Below are 18,011 nucleotides of genomic sequence, written 5' to 3'. Positions count from 1 at the left end.
ATCCGATGGGCATTCGAATCGGAGTTTCAATTGTCACGCATCAGGGTCAAAACATCTGGCAGAATGGATTAGGTCAGAATGTTATTTTTTTTGCAGAATCGTTGCAGAAGCTGCCTTTCGTCGAGAGCATCTCGCTGATCGACGTCGGGGACCAACATGTGATGCCACCGCAAGTCGATCTTGCCTCCAAAGGCCTGCGCATCGTGCGCACGCATGACGCGACCGATCAGGTCGATGTCGTCTTCGAAATGGGTGGTGCGCTTGACACGTCGTGGCTTGACTTGTTGCGTTCGCGCGGCAAAAAGGTCGTGTATTACTGCTGTGGTCAGCCATACGCGGGGCTCATCGAAGCGCCGATTTTCGATAAGCCTGTGCATGTCATGCGCCCCGATCGCTATGACGAGATTTGGCTTATGTCGAAGGATAAGCTTTCTATTCCCATGATGCGCACTTTGCATCGGTGCAGCGTCCATCTCGTTCCGTTTATCTGGCACCCGCAATTCCTTGCGAAGCGAATCGAGGAAGTGAACGAGCACGGCCTTCAATATGGTTATCAGCCGCGAGGAAAGTCGTCGCTGCAGGAATCCGCTCATGTCCAGGGTTTTCGTGTCGCGATATTCGAGCCTAATATATCGGTGGTGAAAACGTCGAGTATTCCGATACTGGTGTGCGAAGAAGCATATCGCGCGGACTCGGCAAGCCTGTCGCATATGCATGTGCTTAACACCATGCATATGAAGGATCATCCGACGCTTGTTCAAATGGCGAATTCGCTGAACATTGTGAAAGACAGCAAGGCAACATTTCATGGACGCAATGACATCGCCGGGTTTATGTCTCAGTATGCCGATGCTGTTGTCTCCCATCAATGGGGTAATGACCAGAATTACCTTTATCTCGATGTTCTGTACGGTGGATATCCGTTGGTGCACAATTCGCCGTGGCTCGATGCAGGGTATTACTTCCCCAATTTCGACGCACAAGAAGGTGGCCGGCAATTGCTGCGGGCCGCACGCGAGCATGACGAGTCGTTGATTGATTATCGGGCAAGGGCCCAGCGCGTTATCGACTCGGTCAATCCTTTTAAACAAAGCAACCTTGACGTTTTCGCGGACCGGTTGCTGCATCTTTGCCAAGGTAACAAGACGAGGCTCGGCGTATGAATAAGCAAATCAAATCCCGCATGCCGGAGCGGATTAGCGTCGGCGTGTCCATTTTCATACGGAAGGGTGAGCAGTCGCTTTGGGAAAATGGAATATTTCAGAACTGTTTGTATCTAGTCATGCTTCTGAAGCGTTCGCCACGTGTGAAAGCCACCTATCTCGTAACCGGTGGCGGCGACGGCAATCCTGAAGACGCAAAGCGCTTTCTCGTCGACTCGCCAGCGCCGCTCATCGACATGCCGACCGCAATGACGACGCTTGATGTAATGATCGAAATGAGCGCGCAGTTGAATAGGGATTGGTCAGTCCAATTCAAGGAACGCGGCGGTAAGATTATCACGATGCGAGTGGGAAATGACTACGTCATCGACATCGAACGCATGGTTTTTAATCTCCAGCATGCTTTGTTGATTTCAGGGGCGCCTTATGACGAGGTGTGGACGCTGCCTGAGTACGAAAACAGCTGCGCGCCGTACTTTGAAACGCTGTTTCGCGCGCCGGTGAAGCTGATGCCCCATCTTTGGAGCTCGGTGGTGCTCGACCGCGAGGTATCCAAGCTTCCGGAAGGGCAGAAGTTTGGATATGAACCCGGCAGGCGCCGCTGGCGTATTGGCGTATTCGAGCCGAACGTATGTATGGTCAAAACGAGCTATATCCCTATTTTAAGTTGCGAGGCTGCGCATCGAGATAATCCTGACATGATTGAGCGGATGTATGCGTTCAACACATTCAAATTGAAAGATCATCCGGCCTTTACAGGTTTCGCGCAGAGTTTGGATATTGTCAAACATGGACTTGGCTCGTTTGAGGGCCGTTTTCCATTCGCGCAGATCGTACCTGTTTCGGTGGATGCGGTGGTCAGCCATCAATGGGAAAATCCTCAGAACTACATTTACTACGAAGCGCTGTATGGCGGTTATCCGTTGATTCACAACTCGGACCTTATTGGGGATTGTGGTTACCGCTACCACGACTTCGACTGCGAAGAAGGCGGGAAGGCGTTACGCCGGGCGTTCGCTGTGCATGACGAAGTCTTAGATAGCTACCGTGCAACGGCAAAGAAATTTTTACGTACGCTCGATCCTGAGAACGAAGACAACGTGCGAGTTTATACGGAAGCGATTGAAGCGGTATACGCAAGAACATGAGTTTTGAGTTGAACGTTCGGAAAACTGAGCATTGGAGCGTGGGGCGATGAGAAAGCTGCACATAGGTATTACAATTGGACTGCACCATGAAGCCGAAACTTTGTGGAATAACGGAATCAAACAAAACGCCGTGTTCTTGGCAGAAGCTTTAAAGAATTGTCCGAATGTGGCGAGCGTTGTCCTCGTCAACACAACGCACGTTCCTATCACGAACAAATTGCCGTGGGATCTGAATCGCTGGCCCACAGTGACCTTTGATAACGCCAAGGATGACGTCGACGTACTGATCGAACTCGGCGGTCAAATCGATCCGATGGCCACAGATTACTTGAAGCGGCGGGGCGCACGGCTAGTATCCTACTGTTGCGGATTCGAATATGTTCACGCAATGGAATCGGTTATTTTCAACAAACCGAGCTTTGGTGAAAATTTGTTTGTCAATCAACGATATGACGCCATCTGGATGATCCCTCAGGTCGCAAATATCAGTCAGGCTTACTTTGAGGTTCTGCGCAGACAAACTGCCCAGGTAGTGCCGTTTATCTGGAGCCCCGTTTTCTTGAACGCGCGCGCGGCAGCAATGCCGTATTTCGGTGAGTATAGGCCTCACATTGGTCCACGCCGATTAAGCGTGATGGAGCCCAACATAAATGTCGTGAAGTTCTGTCTCTACCCGGCGATGATTGCCGAGCTAGCCTATCGGGAACGTCCTGACTCGATCGAGCTATTGCAAGTTACGAACTCCGAGCATCTCGCCGTGAATTGCAAAGAATTTATTTCTTTGATGAATCAGCTCGACATCGTGCGGCAGCACAAAGCCGTTTTCCTGGGTCGCTTTGACACGCCGACATTCTTAGCCGAACGTACCGATATCATCGTGTCCCACCAATGGGAAAATCCGCTGAATTACTTCTACCTCGAAGTATGTTGGCAAGGTTATCCGTTGGTGCATAACGCAACGTTATGCACGGATCTCGGCTATTACTATCACGCTAACGACGTGCACGAAGGGGCGCGCCGGGTTGTCGAGGCTATAAATGGACATGATGACCGTCATGACAATTATCGTGAAGCTCAGCGATCAATGATCGATCGCTTCTTGCCAGAAAACAAGGCGTTGGTTAAAGGCTATTCTGAGTTGTTATCTTCTTTGATGACAAAGCCTTTGCGTTAAAAATTCACATATCTTCGGCGAGATGTATTTCCAGCCGTCCGGGCGGTCCCAACGACCCTCCGGCCGGCCCGGCCACCATTCCCTTCGGATCATTCTGATCCCGTGTTGAGCTGATTCTCGTTCATCCAATAGCCTAAAAGTGGCTAGGGCCGACTCCGCTCGCCTGTTTATTCTCGCTTCTATTCACCCCCCCTGCGTTGCATATTAATCCGTGGCTGAAGTCGCTGAAGCGGTGCTTGTTTGCAAGCCAATGTATATGCGAATTCTCCTAAAAGTAAGGATTTTCAGCAATGCATCGAGGGTGCTAAGGCAAGGCGATTTTAGGACCTGTCCGCTTCTACGATAGCGCGAATATCAATATTCTTTGCAGTGGTCGAAAGGTTTCCCTTTCTTGGTTTTTTTGTAAAAGACGCTCGTTTTTGTGGGTCAATTCGGTTTATGAATAAGTCATACCGCAGTATTTGGAATGAAAAAGTAGGGACTTTTGTCGCTGTCGCCGAGACTGCGATGGCGCATGGGAAGGCTTGCAGCAGTGCAACTCAAACGTGCGAGGGCCGTAATACACTCGGCACGGAAGCGTTGACACTTGCGAAAAAGACTTCGACAGGTCTCAGTGCGTCAGTTGTCGGAGCGTCGTTTGCAGCGCTTTTTCTTGCTGGTAGCACAACCAGTGCGTTCGCTTTGACGCCTGTTATTGGGTCGTGTGTGAATGGCTCCGGTTACGGCATATGGAATAATTCGGCAGGCCCCATCAACGGCGGTAGTTGCGGGAATAATTCGGTCGCCAACATGGGGGGGCGTTTTCCGGGATCATGGTGCAGGACGATAACTCGGCGCCAACGGCATACATGAGTCTTGGCGGCGGTGTCATCAAAATGGGTGCCAAAACGGTGATCCAGATGCAGCAGTATCTGGATATGACTGGCCATTCCATCACTAATCTTCTCGCAGGACAGGTTAGCGCAGGAAGTTCCGATGCCGTGAACGGTAGTCAGTTGTTCAGCATGTCCAACTCGCTATCGACGGTCGTAAGCTCAACGTCGCTGTCGCTCTCAACCGGCATCAGTTCGATTTCAACAGGCGTGAGCTCTCTGTCGACATCGTGGACCAGTGCCTCGGCGAGTCTATCTACCGGCATAAGTTCAGTCTCGACCGCGTGGAATTCGGCGTCCGGGAGCCTTTCGACAGGCATGTCGTCGATCTCTACGGCATGGTCGTCAGTTTCAGCAAGCACGTCGACCACCGTGAGTTCTTTGTCAAGTGCGGTGTCTTCTCTTTCGAGCTCGGTCATTTCACTGTCAACGGACGTCAGCAGCGCAAGCAGCCGCGTAAGCAGCCTCTCGACTAGTCTGAGTTCGTTGTCAGTTTCCACCTCCACAGGGTTGAGCAGTATCTCGTCGTCGGCATCGACGCAGGTTTCTTCTCTCTCTACGGGGATAAGCGCTGCCAACAGCAATATCAGTTCTCTTTCGACCGGCTTGAGTGTCACGAATAACTCGGTGAGCAGCCTCTCAACAGGTCTGAACACTGTCAACAGTTCCGTCATTTCGCTGTCAACGGGTGTGAGCACGATCAACAACTCGGTCAATAGCTTGTCCACTGGCCTGAGCTCGACGAACATTGCAGTAAGTAGCTTGTCGACCGGTCTAAGCACGACAAACGGTGTCGTTAGCAGCTTGTCGACCGGTTTGAGCGCAACGATTAGCGCTGTTAGCAGCTTGTCGACTGGACTCAGCACGACGAACAGCACGGTCACCTCACTATCGACTGGCGTCAGCACGACGACCAGCATGGTGAATAGTATGTCAACCGGCTTGAGCACAACCAATAGTGCTGTGAGCAGCCTCTCCACTGGCCTTGATACGACCAACCGTAACGTTGATAGTCTTTCGACCGGTCTGAGTTCGACCAATAGCGCCGTAAGCAGTCTGTCGACCGGTCTGAGTTCAACCAACAGCGCTGTAAATAGTTTGTCAACCGGGCTAAGCACGACGAATAGCACCGTTGGATCCCTATCAACGAGCCTCAGTTCGTTGTCGACTTCCACCTCATCGGGAATTAGTTCCCTGTCGACGGGCCTGAGTGCGACGAACAGTACGGTAAGTTCGCTTTCGACTGGCGTGAGCACGGCCCTGAGCAGCGTAAATAGCCTGTCCACAGGTATGAGCACTGTGAGCAGTAAGATTGATAACCTTTCGACGGGGCTGAGTTCAACGAATAGCGCAGTCAATTCGCTGTCTACGGGCCTAAGCACGACCAACAGTTCGGTTGCTGTCCACGGGCATGAGCTCGCTGTCGACGGGCGTGTCCTCGCTGTCCACGGGCATGAACTCGCTGTCGGTGTCGAGCTCCACGGGCATCAGTTCGCTGTCCACGGGCATGAGCTCGCTGTCGGCGTCCAGCTCCACAGGCATCAGTTCGCTGTCCACGGGCATGAACTCGCTGTCGGTGTCGAGCTCCACGGGCATCAGTTCGCTGTCCACGGGCATGAGCTCGCTGTCGGCGTCCAGCTCCACGGGCATCAGTTCGCTGTCCACGGGCATGAACTCGCTGTCGGTATCGAGCTCCACGGGCATCAGTTCGCTGAGCTCGCTGTCGGACTCGACCTCCACGTCGATCAACTCGCTCTCGACGGGCATCAGTTCGCTGTCGACCTCGAGCTCCACGGCGATCAGCTCGCTGTCCACGGGTGTGAGCTCGCTGTCGAGCTCGGTCGACTCGCTCTCCACGGGTGTGAGTTCGCTGTCGACTTCGTCGTCAACCGCGATCAGCTCGCTGTCCACGGGTGTAAGTTCGCTCTCCACGGGCATCAGCTCGCTGTCGAGCTCGACTTCGACGGCGATCAGCTCGCTCTCCACGGGTGTGGATTCGCTCTCCACAGGCATGAGCTCGCTGTCCACGTCGTCGTCGACGGCGATCAGCTCGCTCTCCACGGGTGTGAGTTCGCTCTCCACGGGCATCAGCTCGCTGTCCACGGGTATCAGCTCGCTGTCGACGTCGTCGTCGACCGCGATCAGCTCGCTGTCCACGGGTGTGAGCTCGCTCTCCACGGGCATCAGCTCGCTGTCGAGTTCGACTTCGACGGCGATCAGCTCGCTCTCCACGGGTGTGGATTCGCTCTCGACGGGCATGAGCTCGCTGTCCACGTCGTCGTCGACGGCGATCAGCTCGCTCTCCACCGGTGTGAGCTCGCTGTCCACGTCCAGCTCGACGGCGATCAGCTCGCTCTCCACGGGTGTGGATTCGCTCTCCACCGGCATGAGCTCGCTGTCCACCTCGGTATCGACAGGCATCAACTCCCTGTCCACCGGTATCAGCTCGCTCTCCACCGGAGTTAGTTCGCTGTCCACGGGCGTTGAGTCGTTGTCAACGGGCTTCACCTCGTTGTCGACCTCGATCTCGACTGGTGTGAACTCGATGTCGACGACGATCAGCTCGATGTCCACGACCGTCAGCTCAATGTCGACGACCATCAGCACGGCAATGAGTGATGTCACGAGCATTTCGACATCGGTGAGCGGCGCCGTGAATGGCAAGGGCATCAAGTATTTCCATGCCAACTCGATCCTGATCGACTCGTCGGCGACGGGCAAAGACTCGATCGCAATCGGAGGCAACGCGGTTGCCAGTGCGGACAATTCGGTCGCGCTGGGTACCAACGCGGTAGCGGATCAAGCCAACACCGTGTCGTTCGGAAACTCGACCGACAAGATGCGTCTGGTCCATATCGCAAACGGCGTGAACGACGATGACGTAGCGACGGTCGGACAGTTGGAGTCGTCGAACCTGTATGACGGCGGAACCAAGGCTGTGAAGACCGCTGTCACCTTCAACACGGATTCGAGCGGCAACACCGACTACAGCAACATCACGCTTGGCGGCGCAAACGGCACGCAAATTCATGGTGTGAGAGATGGGCAAGCGCCGACGGATCTGGCGAACAAGGAGCAGCTGGATGCTTTGACGACCTCGGTACAAAACGTCACGACCAGCCAGAATCCGATGTTCGCGGCTGACGGCAACCTGTCCACGGAAGTCGCGGTGGCAAGCGGCCCGCACGCTACGGCGGTCGGTGCGAATGCCCATGCAACCGGCACGAACACCTCGGCTCTCGGTACGAACGCCTTGGCGAGCGGCAATTACGCCACGGCGATCGGCGCTAACGCGCAGGCTACTGCGGACAATTCGGTTGCGCTGGGCGCAAGCTCAGTGGCGGATGCCGCTCAAACGGTGTCGGTCGGCTCGGTAGGCCACGAACGTCAGATCACCAACGTAGCAGCAGGCACGCAAGACAACGACATGGTCAACGTCAACCAGTTGAACGATGCGGTTTCGTCGGCCAACGGTTATACGGACCAACAAGTCGGTGCGATGCAGGGCGCCGTGACAGGCACGGCTCGCAGCGCATACTCGGGTATCGCTGCAGCCACGGCGATGGCAATGGTTCCGAACGTCGATCAGGACAAGACTGTTTCCGTCGGCGTGGGTGGTGCGTCGTATCAGGGCTATGCGGCGGCAGCCGTTGCACTGAATCTGCGCGTGACTCAGAACCTGGTGCTGAAGGCCGGTGCGGGCACAAGCCGCAACGGTACCGTGTACGGCGCTAACGCTTCGTATCGGTGGTAAGGCGAACATCCTGGGCGCAAGCTCAGGATGTTTCGGACGGCCTGCAGGCAGGTCGTCCGGTCCTAGCCCTTCGAACAGAATCTGGTAGAAATCGATATGTCAAAACTTCTCTTCACAGTCCTTATTTCTGTCGGCGTGCTGTCTGCATGCACGACAGGCAACGGCCCGACGTACACGGCCAACAAGGTCAACATCGCAGGCCAGCCTGACGCTTATCGCGTCAATTGCTCCGGCATTTTTCAATCGCAAAAATCCTGCATGGTCGAAGCAACCAAGATCTGCAAGGATCAGCAAGTTGTCTTGATTCAGGCGATCGACAGCATGCAGGGCGGAAATCCTCGCGAGATCACGTTCTCATGCGCAGCGGCGTCGAGGCAGCCTTCGTAGCCTGCGCCTGGCGACCCGCTCTCTGAAAGCCGACGTTCCTCCGAACGCCGGCTTTTTCTTTTGCTGCGCCATATCCCACGACAAACGAAGAACGCGCATCGACTGTCCAATCGGCCGGACTGTTTCGCGGCCAACTTCCTCGCTTACAAGTAAAATTCCGTTGCCTTGCGCCGTGCACGCGCTTGCCGTTCATTGCCTCGATGTGCAGTGCAGCGACGGCAAACGCACGCATAGCGCGGAAAAACCCTAACACCAATAAGGAGGCGTTATGCCAGCCGTCCACGGGAGCATGTTGCTGCTCTACGCGGTGATCGCGATCGCGGTTTTGATTCTGATGATCGCACGTTTCAAGGTCTATCCGTTCCTCGTCCTGATGATCGTCTCCGTCCTGCTCGCGCTCGCGGTGGGCATGCCGATGGACAAAATCGTCAAGTCGTTCGAAACCGGCAACGGTAATACGCTGGGCCACATTGCGATTGTCGTCGGGCTGGGCACGATGCTCGGCAAGATGATGGCCGAATCCGGCGGCGCCGAGCGCATCGCGAACACGCTGATCGAGCTGTTCGGCGAGAAGAACATCCACTGGGCGATGATGGTCGTCGCCATCATCGTCGGTTTGCCGGTCTTCTTCGAAGTCGGTTTCGTGCTGCTGATCCCGATCGCCTTCAACGTCGCCAAGCGCACGGGCAAGTCGCTGTTGCTGATCGGCCTGCCGATGGTCGCGGGCCTGTCCGTCGTGCACGGTCTGATTCCGCCGCACCCGGCGGCGCTGCTCGCCGTGCAGGCCTATCACGCCGACATCGGCAGAACGATCGCTTACGGCCTGATCGTCGGCATTCCGACCGCCATCGTTGCCGGTCCGCTGTTCGCGCTGCTCATCAGCAAATACATCAAGTTGCCGGACGCCAACGCGCTCGCCGATCAGTTCATCAGCAAACACGGCGATACCGAGAAGAAGCGCGATCTGCCGAGCTTCGGCATCACGCTGTTCACGATTCTGCTTCCGGTTATCCTGATGTTGGTCGGCAGTTGGGCGGATCTCGTTTTCACGCCGAAGACGCTGCCGAACGACTTGCTGCGCTTCATCGGTCAGTCGGATATCGCGCTGCTCGTGGCCGTGTTGGTCAGTTTCTGGACCTTCGGCGCGAAGCGCGGTTTCAACCGCGAGCAGATTCAAAAGTTTTGCGGCGAGTGTCTCGCGCCGATCGCGGGCATCACGTTGATCGTGGGTGCGGGCGGCGGCTTCGGTCAGGTTTTGCGTGACAGCGGCATTTCGCAGCAGATCGTGGCGACCGCGTCGCAAGCGCATCTTTCACCGCTGCTGCTCGGCTGGTTCGTCGCTGCGCTGATTCGTCTGGCTACCGGCTCCGCGACGGTCGCGATGACCACCGCATGCGGCATCGTCGCGCCGATCGCGGCTGCGGCGGGCGGTCACGTCAGCCCCGAATTGCTGGTGCTGGCAACCGGTTCCGGCTCGCTGATTTTTTCGCACGTCAACGACGGCGGTTTCTGGCTGATCAAGGAATACTTCGGAATGACGGTGGGGCAGACGTTCAAAACCTGGTCGCTGCTCGAAACGCTCATTTCCCTGATGGGTCTCGGATTGACCTTCGCGCTTGCGACGGTCGTGTAAGGAGGTTTCGATGATTTTGATCGCGATGGGTGTATCGGGCGCCGGCAAGACCCGCATCGGCGAATTGCTGGCGGAGCGCCTGCACTGCACGTTCACCGACGGCGACGCGTTCCACAGCGAAGCCAACAAGGAAAAGATGCACAAGGGTATCCCGCTGACCGACGACGACCGCTGGCCGTGGCTCGAGACGATCCGCGCGGCGATCGAGGAAAAGCAGCGCGCGGGCGAGACGGCCGTGTTCACGTGTTCGTCGCTGAAGCGTTCGTACCGCGACGTGCTGCGCGAGAACGACAAGGACACGTGGTTCGTCTATCTGCAGGGCACGTTCGAGACTTTGAAGGAACGGCTCGGCTCGCGCACGGGGCATTTCTTCGATCCGTCGCTCCTGAACAGTCAGCTCGATACGCTCGAAGAACCTGGGCCCGATGAAGCGATCATCGTGAGCATCGACTACACGCCGGAGCAGATCGTCGAGAAGGTGATGGAAGAACTGAAGACGCGTTAAGCGACTGACCCAAAGCAAAAACCCCAAGGCGCTAAACCTTGGGGTTTTTCTATTGCCGGCTCAAAAGGACGTTCAGCTAATCCGCTTCGCAAGTTCCACCGCCTTGCCGATATACGAGCCCGGCGTCATCTCCAGCAGCAGCTTCTTCGCGTCCGCGGGAATCGCGAGTCCGCCGATGAACGTCTGCAACGCCTCGCGCGTGATGCCCTTGCCGCGCGTCAGTTCCTTCAGTTGCTCATACGGATTCTCGATGCCATAACGGCGCATGACCGTCTGCACCGGTTCCGCAAGCACTTCCCAGCAGTTATCCAGATCGTCATTCAGACGCGCGGCATTCACTTCGAGCTTGTCGAGTCCGCGAATCAGCGAATCGTAGGCGAGCAGCGAATAGCCGAACGCGACGCCGATATTGCGCAGCACCGTCGAATCGGTCAGATCGCGCTGCCAACGCGAAATCGGCAGCTTGTCCGCGAGATGGCGCAGCGTCGCGTTCGCAAGACCGAGGTTGCCTTCCGAGTTCTCGAAGTCGATCGGATTGACCTTGTGCGGCATCGTCGATGAACCGATTTCGCCCGCCTTCGTGCGCTGCTTGAAGTAGCCGAGCGAGATATAGCCCCACACGTCGCGGTCGAGGTCGAGCAGAATTGTGTTCGCGCGCGCGATGGCATCGAACAGTTCGGCCATGTAATCGTGCGGCTCGATCTGAATCGTGTAGGGATTGAACGTGAGCTTGAGCCGGTTCTCGACGACATCCTTCGAGAACGCTTCCCAGTCGAACTCCGGATACGCCGACAGATGCGCGTTGAAGTTGCCCACCGCGCCGTTCATCTTGCCGAGCAGCGAAACCTGCGCGACACGCTCGATCGCACGCGACAAACGCGCCGCGACGTTGGCGATTTCCTTGCCGAGTGTCGTCGGGCTGGCGGGCTGACCGTGCGTGCGCGAGAGCATGGGCTGCGCGGCATGTTCGTGCGCGAGCTTGACGAGCCGCGCATGCACCGAACGCAGCGCGGGCAGGATCACATGTTCGCGCGCGCCGGCGAGCATCAGCCCGTGCGACGTGTTGTTGATGTCTTCCGACGTGCAAGCGAAGTGAATGAACTCGCTCGCACGCTCCAGTTCCGGCTGACCCTTGACCGATTCCTTGAGCCAGTATTCGACCGCCTTCACGTCATGATTCGTGACACGCTCGATGTCCTTGATGCGCGCCGCATCGTGCGCGGTGAAGCGCTCGGCAAGCGCGAGCAGGAATTGCTCCGATGCCTCGGAAAAGCGCGGCACTTCGGCGAAACCGGCGCGCGACAGCGCGATCAGCCAATGAATCTCGACGGTCACGCGATGGCGCATGAACGCGGCTTCGGAAAGCCATTCGCGCAGGGCTTCGGTCTTGGCGGCGTAACGGCCGTCGAGCGGAGAGAGCGCGGTCAGCGCGAAAAGCGTATCGGGACGGGTATCGGACATGGTGGCGAGATGCGGCGGGGGAGAAATGACGGAAGAACCGCGCATTTTACCATCGGATGCATCCCAATCCGGGCGCCGCGCCCTTGTGAATTCAGGCCTGGCGCAGTTCGCGGTCCAGCGCTTCCAGTTGCGCGGGCGTGCCGACGTTTTCCCATCGGTTTTCGAACAATTCGCCGCTGGCGTGTCCCGTCGCGATGGTTTCGCGGTAGTAGGGCGTCAGCGCGCGCCGCGTGCCGGGCGCGAGATCGCGGAACATGCGCGTGTCGTAGAGACCGATGTTGCCGAAGGTGAAGCGCGGTTCGCCATCGAGTGCGAGCAGGCCATCGTCGCGCAATGCGAAGTCGCCCTTGGGATGAAACCCCGGATTCGGCACCATGACGAGATGCATGCCGGGCGTTTCACGCGCGGCGAGCGCGGCCGCCCGATCTCGCAGCGACGCGTAATCGAAGTCGCAAAACACATCGCCGCTAACCGCGATGAACACGCCATCGCCGATCAGATGAAGCGCCTGTGCGATGCCGCCCGCCGTCTCCAGCGCGTCCGTCTCCGCCGAGTATCGCAGGCGGACATTCCAACGCGATCCATCGCCGAGCGCGGCTTCGATCTGCGCGCCGAGCCACGCATGATTGATGACGATGGTCTGGATGCCCGCCGCCGCCAGCCGCTCGATCTGCCAGACGATCAGCGGTTTTCCACCGACATCGAGCAAGGGCTTTGGACACGTGTCCGTCAGCGGACGCATGCGCTCGCCGCGGCCTGCGGCGAAGATCATCGCCGTCTTGAGTGCGTGGGTCATGGAAGGTTCAGAACGTGTAGCCGACTTCGATCGCGCGGCCTTCGAGCGTATCGAGCAAGCGCGCGAACGGCCACAGCGGCGCGTAACGTTCCGCAACCTTGCGCGCATAACCGATGAAACGCGGTAGATCTGCGAGATAGCGCGGCTTGCCATCGCGATAATGAATGCGCGCGAACAGCCCGATCACTTTGATATGCCGTTGCAGGCCCATCCATTCGATTTGCCGGTAGAACTCGCCGAAATCCGGATCGACCGGCAAACCGGCTTTTTTCGCGCGCTCCCAGTAGTAGGCGAAGCAATCGAGCTGAAAATCCTCTTCCCAGCTAATGAACGCATCCCGCAGCAGCGAGGCGATGTCGTACGTGATCGGCCCGTAGACCGCGTCCTGAAAATCCAGCACGCCCGGATTCGGCTCGCAGACCATGAGATTGCGCGGCATGAAATCGCGCAGCATGAATGTCTGCGGCTGATTCAGCGCGCTCTGAACCAGCAGCGTGTAGGTCGAATCGAGCGTCTTGCGTTCGTCCGCCGTGACTTCGCGGCCCAGATGTTTGCCGATGAACCACTCGGGCAGCAACTCCATCTCGCGGCGCAGAAACGCTTCGTCGAACGCGGGCAGCACGCCTTCGCGCGCGGTCGACTGAAAGCGGATGAGCGCGCCAATCGCGTCGCGCATCAGCGGGCGCGCGTTCTTTTCATCGAGGATGGAAATGTACGTGGTCGTGCCGAGATCGGTCAGCAGCATGAAGCCTGCGTCGAAATCGCTTTCCAGAACTTTCGGCACGTGCACGCCGGCTGCTTGCAAAAGTCCCGCGACCTGCACGAACTCGCGGCATTTTTCGGGCGGCGGGGCATCGACGGCGATCAGTGTTTTCCCGTGCTCGCAATCGCTGTCGAGCCGGAAATAACGGCGAAAACTGGCATCGGCGGAGGCGGGTGCAAGGCTCGCGAGGTTCAGCCGATAGCGATCGGCGAAAGTTTCGAGCCAGGAACGGAGTTGTTCGATGCGGGTATCGGAGGGAATGTGCGTCATAAATTCGAGAGGCAAAACTTCTTGCCATATAATACCCCACGACTTTTTTAAGCGATCCGTTTGAAGCCTGATGTCAGGCCCGACGACCGTCCGCGTCATCGTTATCGAGTGTCGTCGCGAGCCAGCTACGGACCGTCGAGTTCGACGCGCTACGGGTGCGGCCAAAAGGCGACGAACAACGTGACAGCGAGATCGAACCGCCACCCGTACATGCCGCCACGACAGTTTCCCGCATCGAAGATCAAAGACGACAGGCCACGCCGGCGGCGGCTCGTCGCCGCGCTCCTGTCGGTTCCGGGCCTGATGCCCGCGCTCGCCCACGCGCAGCTTGGCGGCGATGCCGCCTATCCGCAGCCGCTCGACGGCGCCGGTAGCCTGCGTCTGGCGCCGCAACTCCAGGAGCGTCCGCTCAAGAGCGGCCAGCAACCGTCCACATTCCTGCTCGGCGACCGCGCCACCGGCACATCCGACGAAGACATGGCCGCCAAGGGCTCGGCGGAAGTACGCCGCACGGTAACGGTCATCAAGGGCGACGCGCTTCACTACGACCAGGACACTGACATGGCCGATGCTTTCGGCAATGTCAGGCTCATCAACAACGGTGTGTCGTTCATCGGACCGGAAGCGCATCTGAAGCTGGAAGCAAACGAAGGGTTCATGACGAACCCGAAGTACCACTTCAATCTGACGGGCGGCTCGGGCAGCGCGGAACGCGTCGACATGATCGACAACGAGCGCGCACGCGTGGATCACGGCACGTACACGGCCTGCGCCTGCGAGAACGATCCGGCGTGGTACATCAAGGGCACCTCGTTCGACTTCGACACGGGTTCCGAGGAAGGCATCGCGCATAACGGCGTGCTGTTCTTTCAGGGCGTGCCGGTCTTCGCGAGCCCGTGGCTTTCGTTCCCGCTGACGGGCGACCGCCGCAGCGGCCTGTTGCCGCCGACGTTTTCCGTCAGCTCGACCACCGGCTTCGAACTGGCGGTTCCGTACTATTTCAATATCGCGCCGAATCGCGATTTGCTGCTCACGCCGCGCTTCATGTCGCGGCGCGGCGTGCTGACCGAGGCGACCTTCCGCTATCTGTCGCCGACGTATTCCGGCTCGTTCACCGGCGACTATCTGCCGAACGACACGCAAACGCACACGAACCGCTACGCGATCTTCTGGCAGCATCAACAGAACTTCGGCGGCGGTTTTGCGGGTTACATCAACTACAACAAGGTTTCGGATGCGCAGTATCCCGAAGACCTAGGCAACGCATCGAACCAGTTCCTGAACGGCACGCAGTTGTTGTATCAGCAGGAAGCCGGGCTGACGTACAACAACGGTCCGTGGTCCGTGTTGGCCCGTGAGCAGCGCTGGCAGACGTTGACGCCCTCGACGCCGCCGTACGCCCGCGAACCGCAGCTCAACGTTCAGTACAACAAGTACAACGTCAACGGTTTCGATTACGGTTTCGAGGCCGACGCCACGCGCTTCACGATCACGACCGAAGGCGCGACGGACGGCGACCGTTTCTATTTCAATCCGTACCTGAGCTACGGCGTCAATGCGCCGGGCTATTTCGTCACGCCGAAGATCCAGTGGCACTTCGCGTCGTACGACCTGAGCCATATCGCGTCGACGCAGGTGGCCGGTTCCTCGCCGCCGGTGACCGGTCAGCCGAAGAACTTCACGGAATCGATTCCGACCTTCACGTTCGATTCGGGACTTGTGTTCGACCGTTCCGTGCGGCTGTTCGGGCAGGATTACATTCAGACGCTCGAACCGCGCCTGTATTACGTCTACACGCCGTACAAGAATCAGGCCTTCGCGCCAATTTTCGATACCGCCGAATCCGACTTCGGTCTGGCCGAGATCTACACGCCGAACACGTTCGTCGGCAACGACCGCATCGCGGATGCGAACCGTATCACCGCCGGCCTGACCACGCGCTTCATCAACCCGGCGACGGGCGACGAGCGCGCGCGTTTCGTCATCGCGCAGCAGTACTATTTCACGAGCCAGCGCGTCACGATCTCGCAGGATCAGCCGATCAACGAGGCCAAGCACTCGGACCTGATCGCGGGCGCGTCGATCAAGCTGGGGGCGGGTTTCGCTTCGGAAACCGCGTTCCAATATAATGTGGACAACGAGCAGCTCGTGCGCGCGAGCGCCGGTATCGGCTTCAGTCCGGCGGACCGCAAGGTCATCAACATCGGCTACCGGTACACGCGTTCGAACCAGACCACGCTGGTGAACGAGCCGATCAACCAGTTGCTGTTGTCGACCGAATGGCCGCTTACGAACCGTCTCTACGCGGTTGCGCGGGTCAATTACGATCTTGCGAGTCACCGCCTCGTCGACGGCCTGCTAGGCTTTCAGTACGATGCCGACTGCTGGGCGCTCGGTTTCGGCGCGCAGCGTTACGCGAACGGCGTGAACACCAGCGGCCAGCCTTCGTCGGGTACGCGGGTTCTCGCGCAGTTGACGTTCAAGGGCTTGTCGAACGTGGACAACGGGCTCGTCAGCGCCTTCCGCGCCAGCGTGCAGGGCTACCAGCCGCCGCCATCGCCGCCGCCGCCGCTCTCGCGCTACAGCAACTACGAGTGAGGCTGCAGCGCGCATCCAAGCGGCATTCCTGACAAACACGAAAGCGGCGGGGCGAAGCCGCTCATCGGCAGCACGAACAGCACGATCGGGGTAAGCCCGTATTTGATGGAGTTTCTGTGGCAAACGTGAATATGTTTCGATCGACGATTATCGCGGCCAGTGTGCTCGCCGCGACGCTGATCCTGAGTACGCCCGCCCAAGCGCAGGCGTTGTCGAACGGCAATGCGCAGGTCGCCGATTCCGTGGTCGCGGTCGTCAACGACGGCGTCATCACGCGGCGGGAAATGGAAGAGCGCACGCACCTGATCGTGCAGCGTCTGCAACAGCAGAACGCGCCGGTTCCGCCGATGGATCAAATGCAACGGCAGGTGCTCGACCAGATGGTGCTCGAACGCATCCAGTTGCAGCGCGCGAAGGAAGACGGCATCACCATCGACGATGCCACGGTCAACCGCACGCTCCAGCGCCTCGCGCAACAAAACCAGATGACGCTCGACGTCTATCGCTCGCGCATCGAGGCGCAAGGCGTGCCCTGGGCCGTGTTCATGCGCGATGCCCGCACCGAACTGACGCTTTCCAAGCTGCGCGAGAAGGAAGTCGACAGCAAGATCACGGTGTCGGATGGCGAAGTGGCGAACTATATCGCCAGCCAGCGTGGTCCGGGCGCGCGCAACACGAGCGATCTGCGCTTGCAGCACATCATGTTCAAGCTCCCGGCCGATGCCGCCGACACGCAAGTTCAGCAAGTCCAGGCCAAGGCCGACGCCGTGCTCAAGCAGGCGCAGGCCGGCGACGATTTCGCCAAGCTCGCCAAGGACAATTCGCAGGACACCGACGCCAGCAAGGGCGGCGATCTCGGCTTCCGCACGCCGGCCACGTTGCCTGCGGGCATCGTGTCGGCGGTCGCAACGCTACGTCCGGGTCAGGTCGTGCCGTCGCTGCTGCGCACCGATGGCGGCTTCGAGATCGTCAAGCTGGTCGATCGTCGCGCGAGCCAAGGCACCGCCGCCGATGCGCCGAAGCTCACGCAAACGCACGTGCGCCACATTCTGCTGCGCGTGTCGGACGGCATGTCGGAAGCGGAAGCGCGCAAGCGTCTGGTCGATATCAAACAGCAAGTGCTCTCGGGCGGCGACTTCGCCAACTTCGCGCGCACGTATTCGCAGGACGGTTCGGCATCGCAAGGCGGCGATCTCGGCTGGATCAGCCCGGGCGAGACCGTGCCTGAATTCGAGCGCGCGATGAACAGCCTGGCCGACAACGCCGTGAGCGATCCCGTGCGGAGCGAATACGGCTATCACTTGATTCAGGTGCTCGGCCGTCGCGAGGCGGAAGGTTCGGCCAGTCAGCAGCTCGATATCGCGCGTCAGGCGATCGGGCAGCGCAAGGCGGAACAGGCGTACTCCGACTGGCTGCGCGAGTTGCGCGATACCGCTTACGTCCAGTACAAGGGCATCGCGGCGCAGCAGGACGCGTCGCAATAACCC

14 protein-coding genes and 1 pseudogene are annotated in these 18,011 nt (G+C 58.5%); 10 read left to right on the top strand and 5 right to left on the bottom strand.

Features of this window, described 5'->3' with window-relative positions; all coding sequences use genetic code 11:
• Positions 1–5: 5 nt before the first annotated feature.
• From ACZCWR_RS15760 to ACZCWR_RS15740, 5 genes and pseudogenes are all read left to right on the top strand, one after another.
• Positions 6–1,163: a DUF2827 domain-containing protein gene (locus ACZCWR_RS15760; RefSeq protein ID WP_487301652.1), complete on the top strand. Its 1,158-nt coding sequence runs from the start codon at positions 6–8 to the stop codon at positions 1,161–1,163.
• Complete coding sequence (locus ACZCWR_RS15755) at positions 1,160–2,311, top strand: DUF2827 domain-containing protein (protein WP_487301651.1); 1,152 nt, start codon at positions 1,160–1,162, stop codon at positions 2,309–2,311. Before ACZCWR_RS15760 ends, ACZCWR_RS15755 begins: the two co-directional genes overlap by 4 nt.
• 46 nt (positions 2,312–2,357) lie before the next feature.
• Positions 2,358–3,485 (top strand): DUF2827 domain-containing protein, encoded by a 1,128-nt coding sequence (locus ACZCWR_RS15750; RefSeq protein WP_487301650.1) that lies wholly within the window; start codon positions 2,358–2,360, stop codon positions 3,483–3,485.
• Positions 3,486–3,923: 438 nt separating this feature from the next.
• Positions 3,924–4,337 (top strand): ESPR domain-containing protein, encoded by a 414-nt coding sequence (locus ACZCWR_RS15745; RefSeq protein ID WP_487301649.1) that lies wholly within the window; start codon positions 3,924–3,926, stop codon positions 4,335–4,337.
• Positions 4,298–4,480, top strand: a pseudogene (locus tag ACZCWR_RS15740) (hypothetical protein); the annotation flags it as partial. The gene ACZCWR_RS15745 and the pseudogene ACZCWR_RS15740, both read left to right, overlap by 40 nt.
• On the opposite strand, the gene ACZCWR_RS15735 reads toward ACZCWR_RS15740, so the two are convergent.
• Together ACZCWR_RS15735 and ACZCWR_RS15730 are read right to left on the bottom strand one after the other, a co-directional pair.
• A complete protein-coding gene (locus ACZCWR_RS15735; protein WP_487301648.1) occupies positions 4,477–5,739 on the bottom strand; it encodes a hypothetical protein in 1,263 nt (420 codons plus the stop codon). The pseudogene ACZCWR_RS15740 and the gene ACZCWR_RS15735 overlap by 4 nt on opposite strands.
• A complete protein-coding gene (locus tag ACZCWR_RS15730) occupies positions 5,732–6,988 on the bottom strand; it encodes a hypothetical protein (protein WP_487301647.1) in 1,257 nt (418 codons plus the stop codon). Before ACZCWR_RS15730 ends, ACZCWR_RS15735 begins: the two co-directional genes overlap by 8 nt.
• On the opposite strand from ACZCWR_RS15730, the gene ACZCWR_RS15725 reads away from it, so the two are divergent.
• The 3 genes from ACZCWR_RS15725 to ACZCWR_RS15715 all read left to right on the top strand — a co-directional run bounded on the left by ACZCWR_RS15725 (position 6,945) and on the right by ACZCWR_RS15715 (position 10,636).
• Positions 6,945–8,111: a YadA family autotransporter adhesin gene (locus ACZCWR_RS15725; protein ID WP_487301646.1), complete on the top strand. Its 1,167-nt coding sequence runs from the start codon at positions 6,945–6,947 to the stop codon at positions 8,109–8,111. The genes ACZCWR_RS15730 and ACZCWR_RS15725 overlap by 44 nt on opposite strands.
• Before the next feature lie 655 nt (positions 8,112–8,766).
• Complete coding sequence (locus ACZCWR_RS15720; RefSeq protein ID WP_487301645.1) at positions 8,767–10,131, top strand: GntP family permease; 1,365 nt, start codon at positions 8,767–8,769, stop codon at positions 10,129–10,131.
• A 10-nt stretch (positions 10,132–10,141) separates the two neighbouring features.
• Positions 10,142–10,636: a gluconokinase gene (locus ACZCWR_RS15715; RefSeq protein WP_487301644.1), complete on the top strand. Its 495-nt coding sequence runs from the start codon at positions 10,142–10,144 to the stop codon at positions 10,634–10,636.
• A gap of 72 nt (positions 10,637–10,708) precedes the next feature.
• Here the strand turns inward: ACZCWR_RS15715 and purB are convergent, their stop codons facing one another.
• The 3 genes from purB to ACZCWR_RS15700 all read right to left on the bottom strand — a co-directional run bounded on the left by purB (position 10,709) and on the right by ACZCWR_RS15700 (position 13,926).
• The gene (purB, locus tag ACZCWR_RS15710; RefSeq protein WP_487303348.1) at positions 10,709–12,097 is read right to left on the bottom strand and encodes an adenylosuccinate lyase; all 1,389 of its coding nucleotides are present in this window, start codon (positions 12,095–12,097) and stop codon (positions 10,709–10,711) included.
• A gap of 91 nt (positions 12,098–12,188) precedes the next feature.
• Complete coding sequence (murU, locus tag ACZCWR_RS15705) at positions 12,189–12,893, bottom strand: N-acetylmuramate alpha-1-phosphate uridylyltransferase MurU (protein ID WP_487301643.1); 705 nt, start codon at positions 12,891–12,893, stop codon at positions 12,189–12,191.
• 7 nt (positions 12,894–12,900) lie between these two features.
• Positions 12,901–13,926 carry an aminoglycoside phosphotransferase family protein gene (locus ACZCWR_RS15700; protein ID WP_487301642.1) on the bottom strand — a complete coding sequence of 342 codons (1,026 nt, stop codon included), beginning with the start codon at positions 13,924–13,926 and terminating at the stop codon, positions 12,901–12,903.
• Positions 13,927–14,136: 210 nt separating this feature from the next.
• Here ACZCWR_RS15700 and ACZCWR_RS15695 point away from each other — a divergent pair, with 210 nt between their 5' ends.
• Together ACZCWR_RS15695 and ACZCWR_RS15690 are read left to right on the top strand one after the other, a co-directional pair.
• Complete coding sequence (locus ACZCWR_RS15695; protein ID WP_487303347.1) at positions 14,137–16,524, top strand: LPS-assembly protein LptD; 2,388 nt, start codon at positions 14,137–14,139, stop codon at positions 16,522–16,524.
• Between the two features lie 116 nt (positions 16,525–16,640).
• The gene (locus tag ACZCWR_RS15690) at positions 16,641–18,008 is read left to right on the top strand and encodes a peptidylprolyl isomerase (protein WP_487301641.1); all 1,368 of its coding nucleotides are present in this window, start codon (positions 16,641–16,643) and stop codon (positions 18,006–18,008) included.
• Positions 18,009–18,011 lie beyond the last annotated feature (3 nt).

The organism is Caballeronia sp. A2-2 (assembly GCF_057612605.2).
The sequence above is the reverse complement of the archived record's forward strand: the minus strand, read 5'-3'. Positions and strand labels throughout refer to the sequence as shown.

Bases quoted from the DNA above. Each gene is read 5' to 3' on its own strand.
- ACZCWR_RS15760 (WP_487301652.1), top strand. From the start codon at position 6: ATGGGCATTCGAATCGGAGTTTCAATTGTCACGCATCAGGGTCAAAAC.
- ACZCWR_RS15755 (WP_487301651.1), top strand. From the start codon at position 1,160: ATGAATAAGCAAATCAAATCCCGCATGCCGGAGCGGATTAGCGTCGGC.
- ACZCWR_RS15750 (WP_487301650.1), top strand. From the start codon at position 2,358: ATGAGAAAGCTGCACATAGGTATTACAATTGGACTGCACCATGAAGCC.
- ACZCWR_RS15745 (WP_487301649.1), top strand. From the start codon at position 3,924: ATGAATAAGTCATACCGCAGTATTTGGAATGAAAAAGTAGGGACTTTT.
- ACZCWR_RS15725 (WP_487301646.1), top strand. From the start codon at position 6,945: ATGTCGACGACCATCAGCACGGCAATGAGTGATGTCACGAGCATTTCG.
- ACZCWR_RS15730 (WP_487301647.1), bottom strand. From the start codon at position 6,988: ATGCTCGTGACATCACTCATTGCCGTGCTGATGGTCGTCGACATTGAG.
- ACZCWR_RS15720 (WP_487301645.1), top strand. From the start codon at position 8,767: ATGCCAGCCGTCCACGGGAGCATGTTGCTGCTCTACGCGGTGATCGCG.
- ACZCWR_RS15715 (WP_487301644.1), top strand. From the start codon at position 10,142: ATGATTTTGATCGCGATGGGTGTATCGGGCGCCGGCAAGACCCGCATC.
- purB (WP_487303348.1), bottom strand. From the start codon at position 12,097: ATGTCCGATACCCGTCCCGATACGCTTTTCGCGCTGACCGCGCTCTCT.
- murU (WP_487301643.1), bottom strand. From the start codon at position 12,893: ATGACCCACGCACTCAAGACGGCGATGATCTTCGCCGCAGGCCGCGGC.
- ACZCWR_RS15700 (WP_487301642.1), bottom strand. From the start codon at position 13,926: ATGACGCACATTCCCTCCGATACCCGCATCGAACAACTCCGTTCCTGG.
- ACZCWR_RS15695 (WP_487303347.1), top strand. From the start codon at position 14,137: ATGCCGCCACGACAGTTTCCCGCATCGAAGATCAAAGACGACAGGCCA.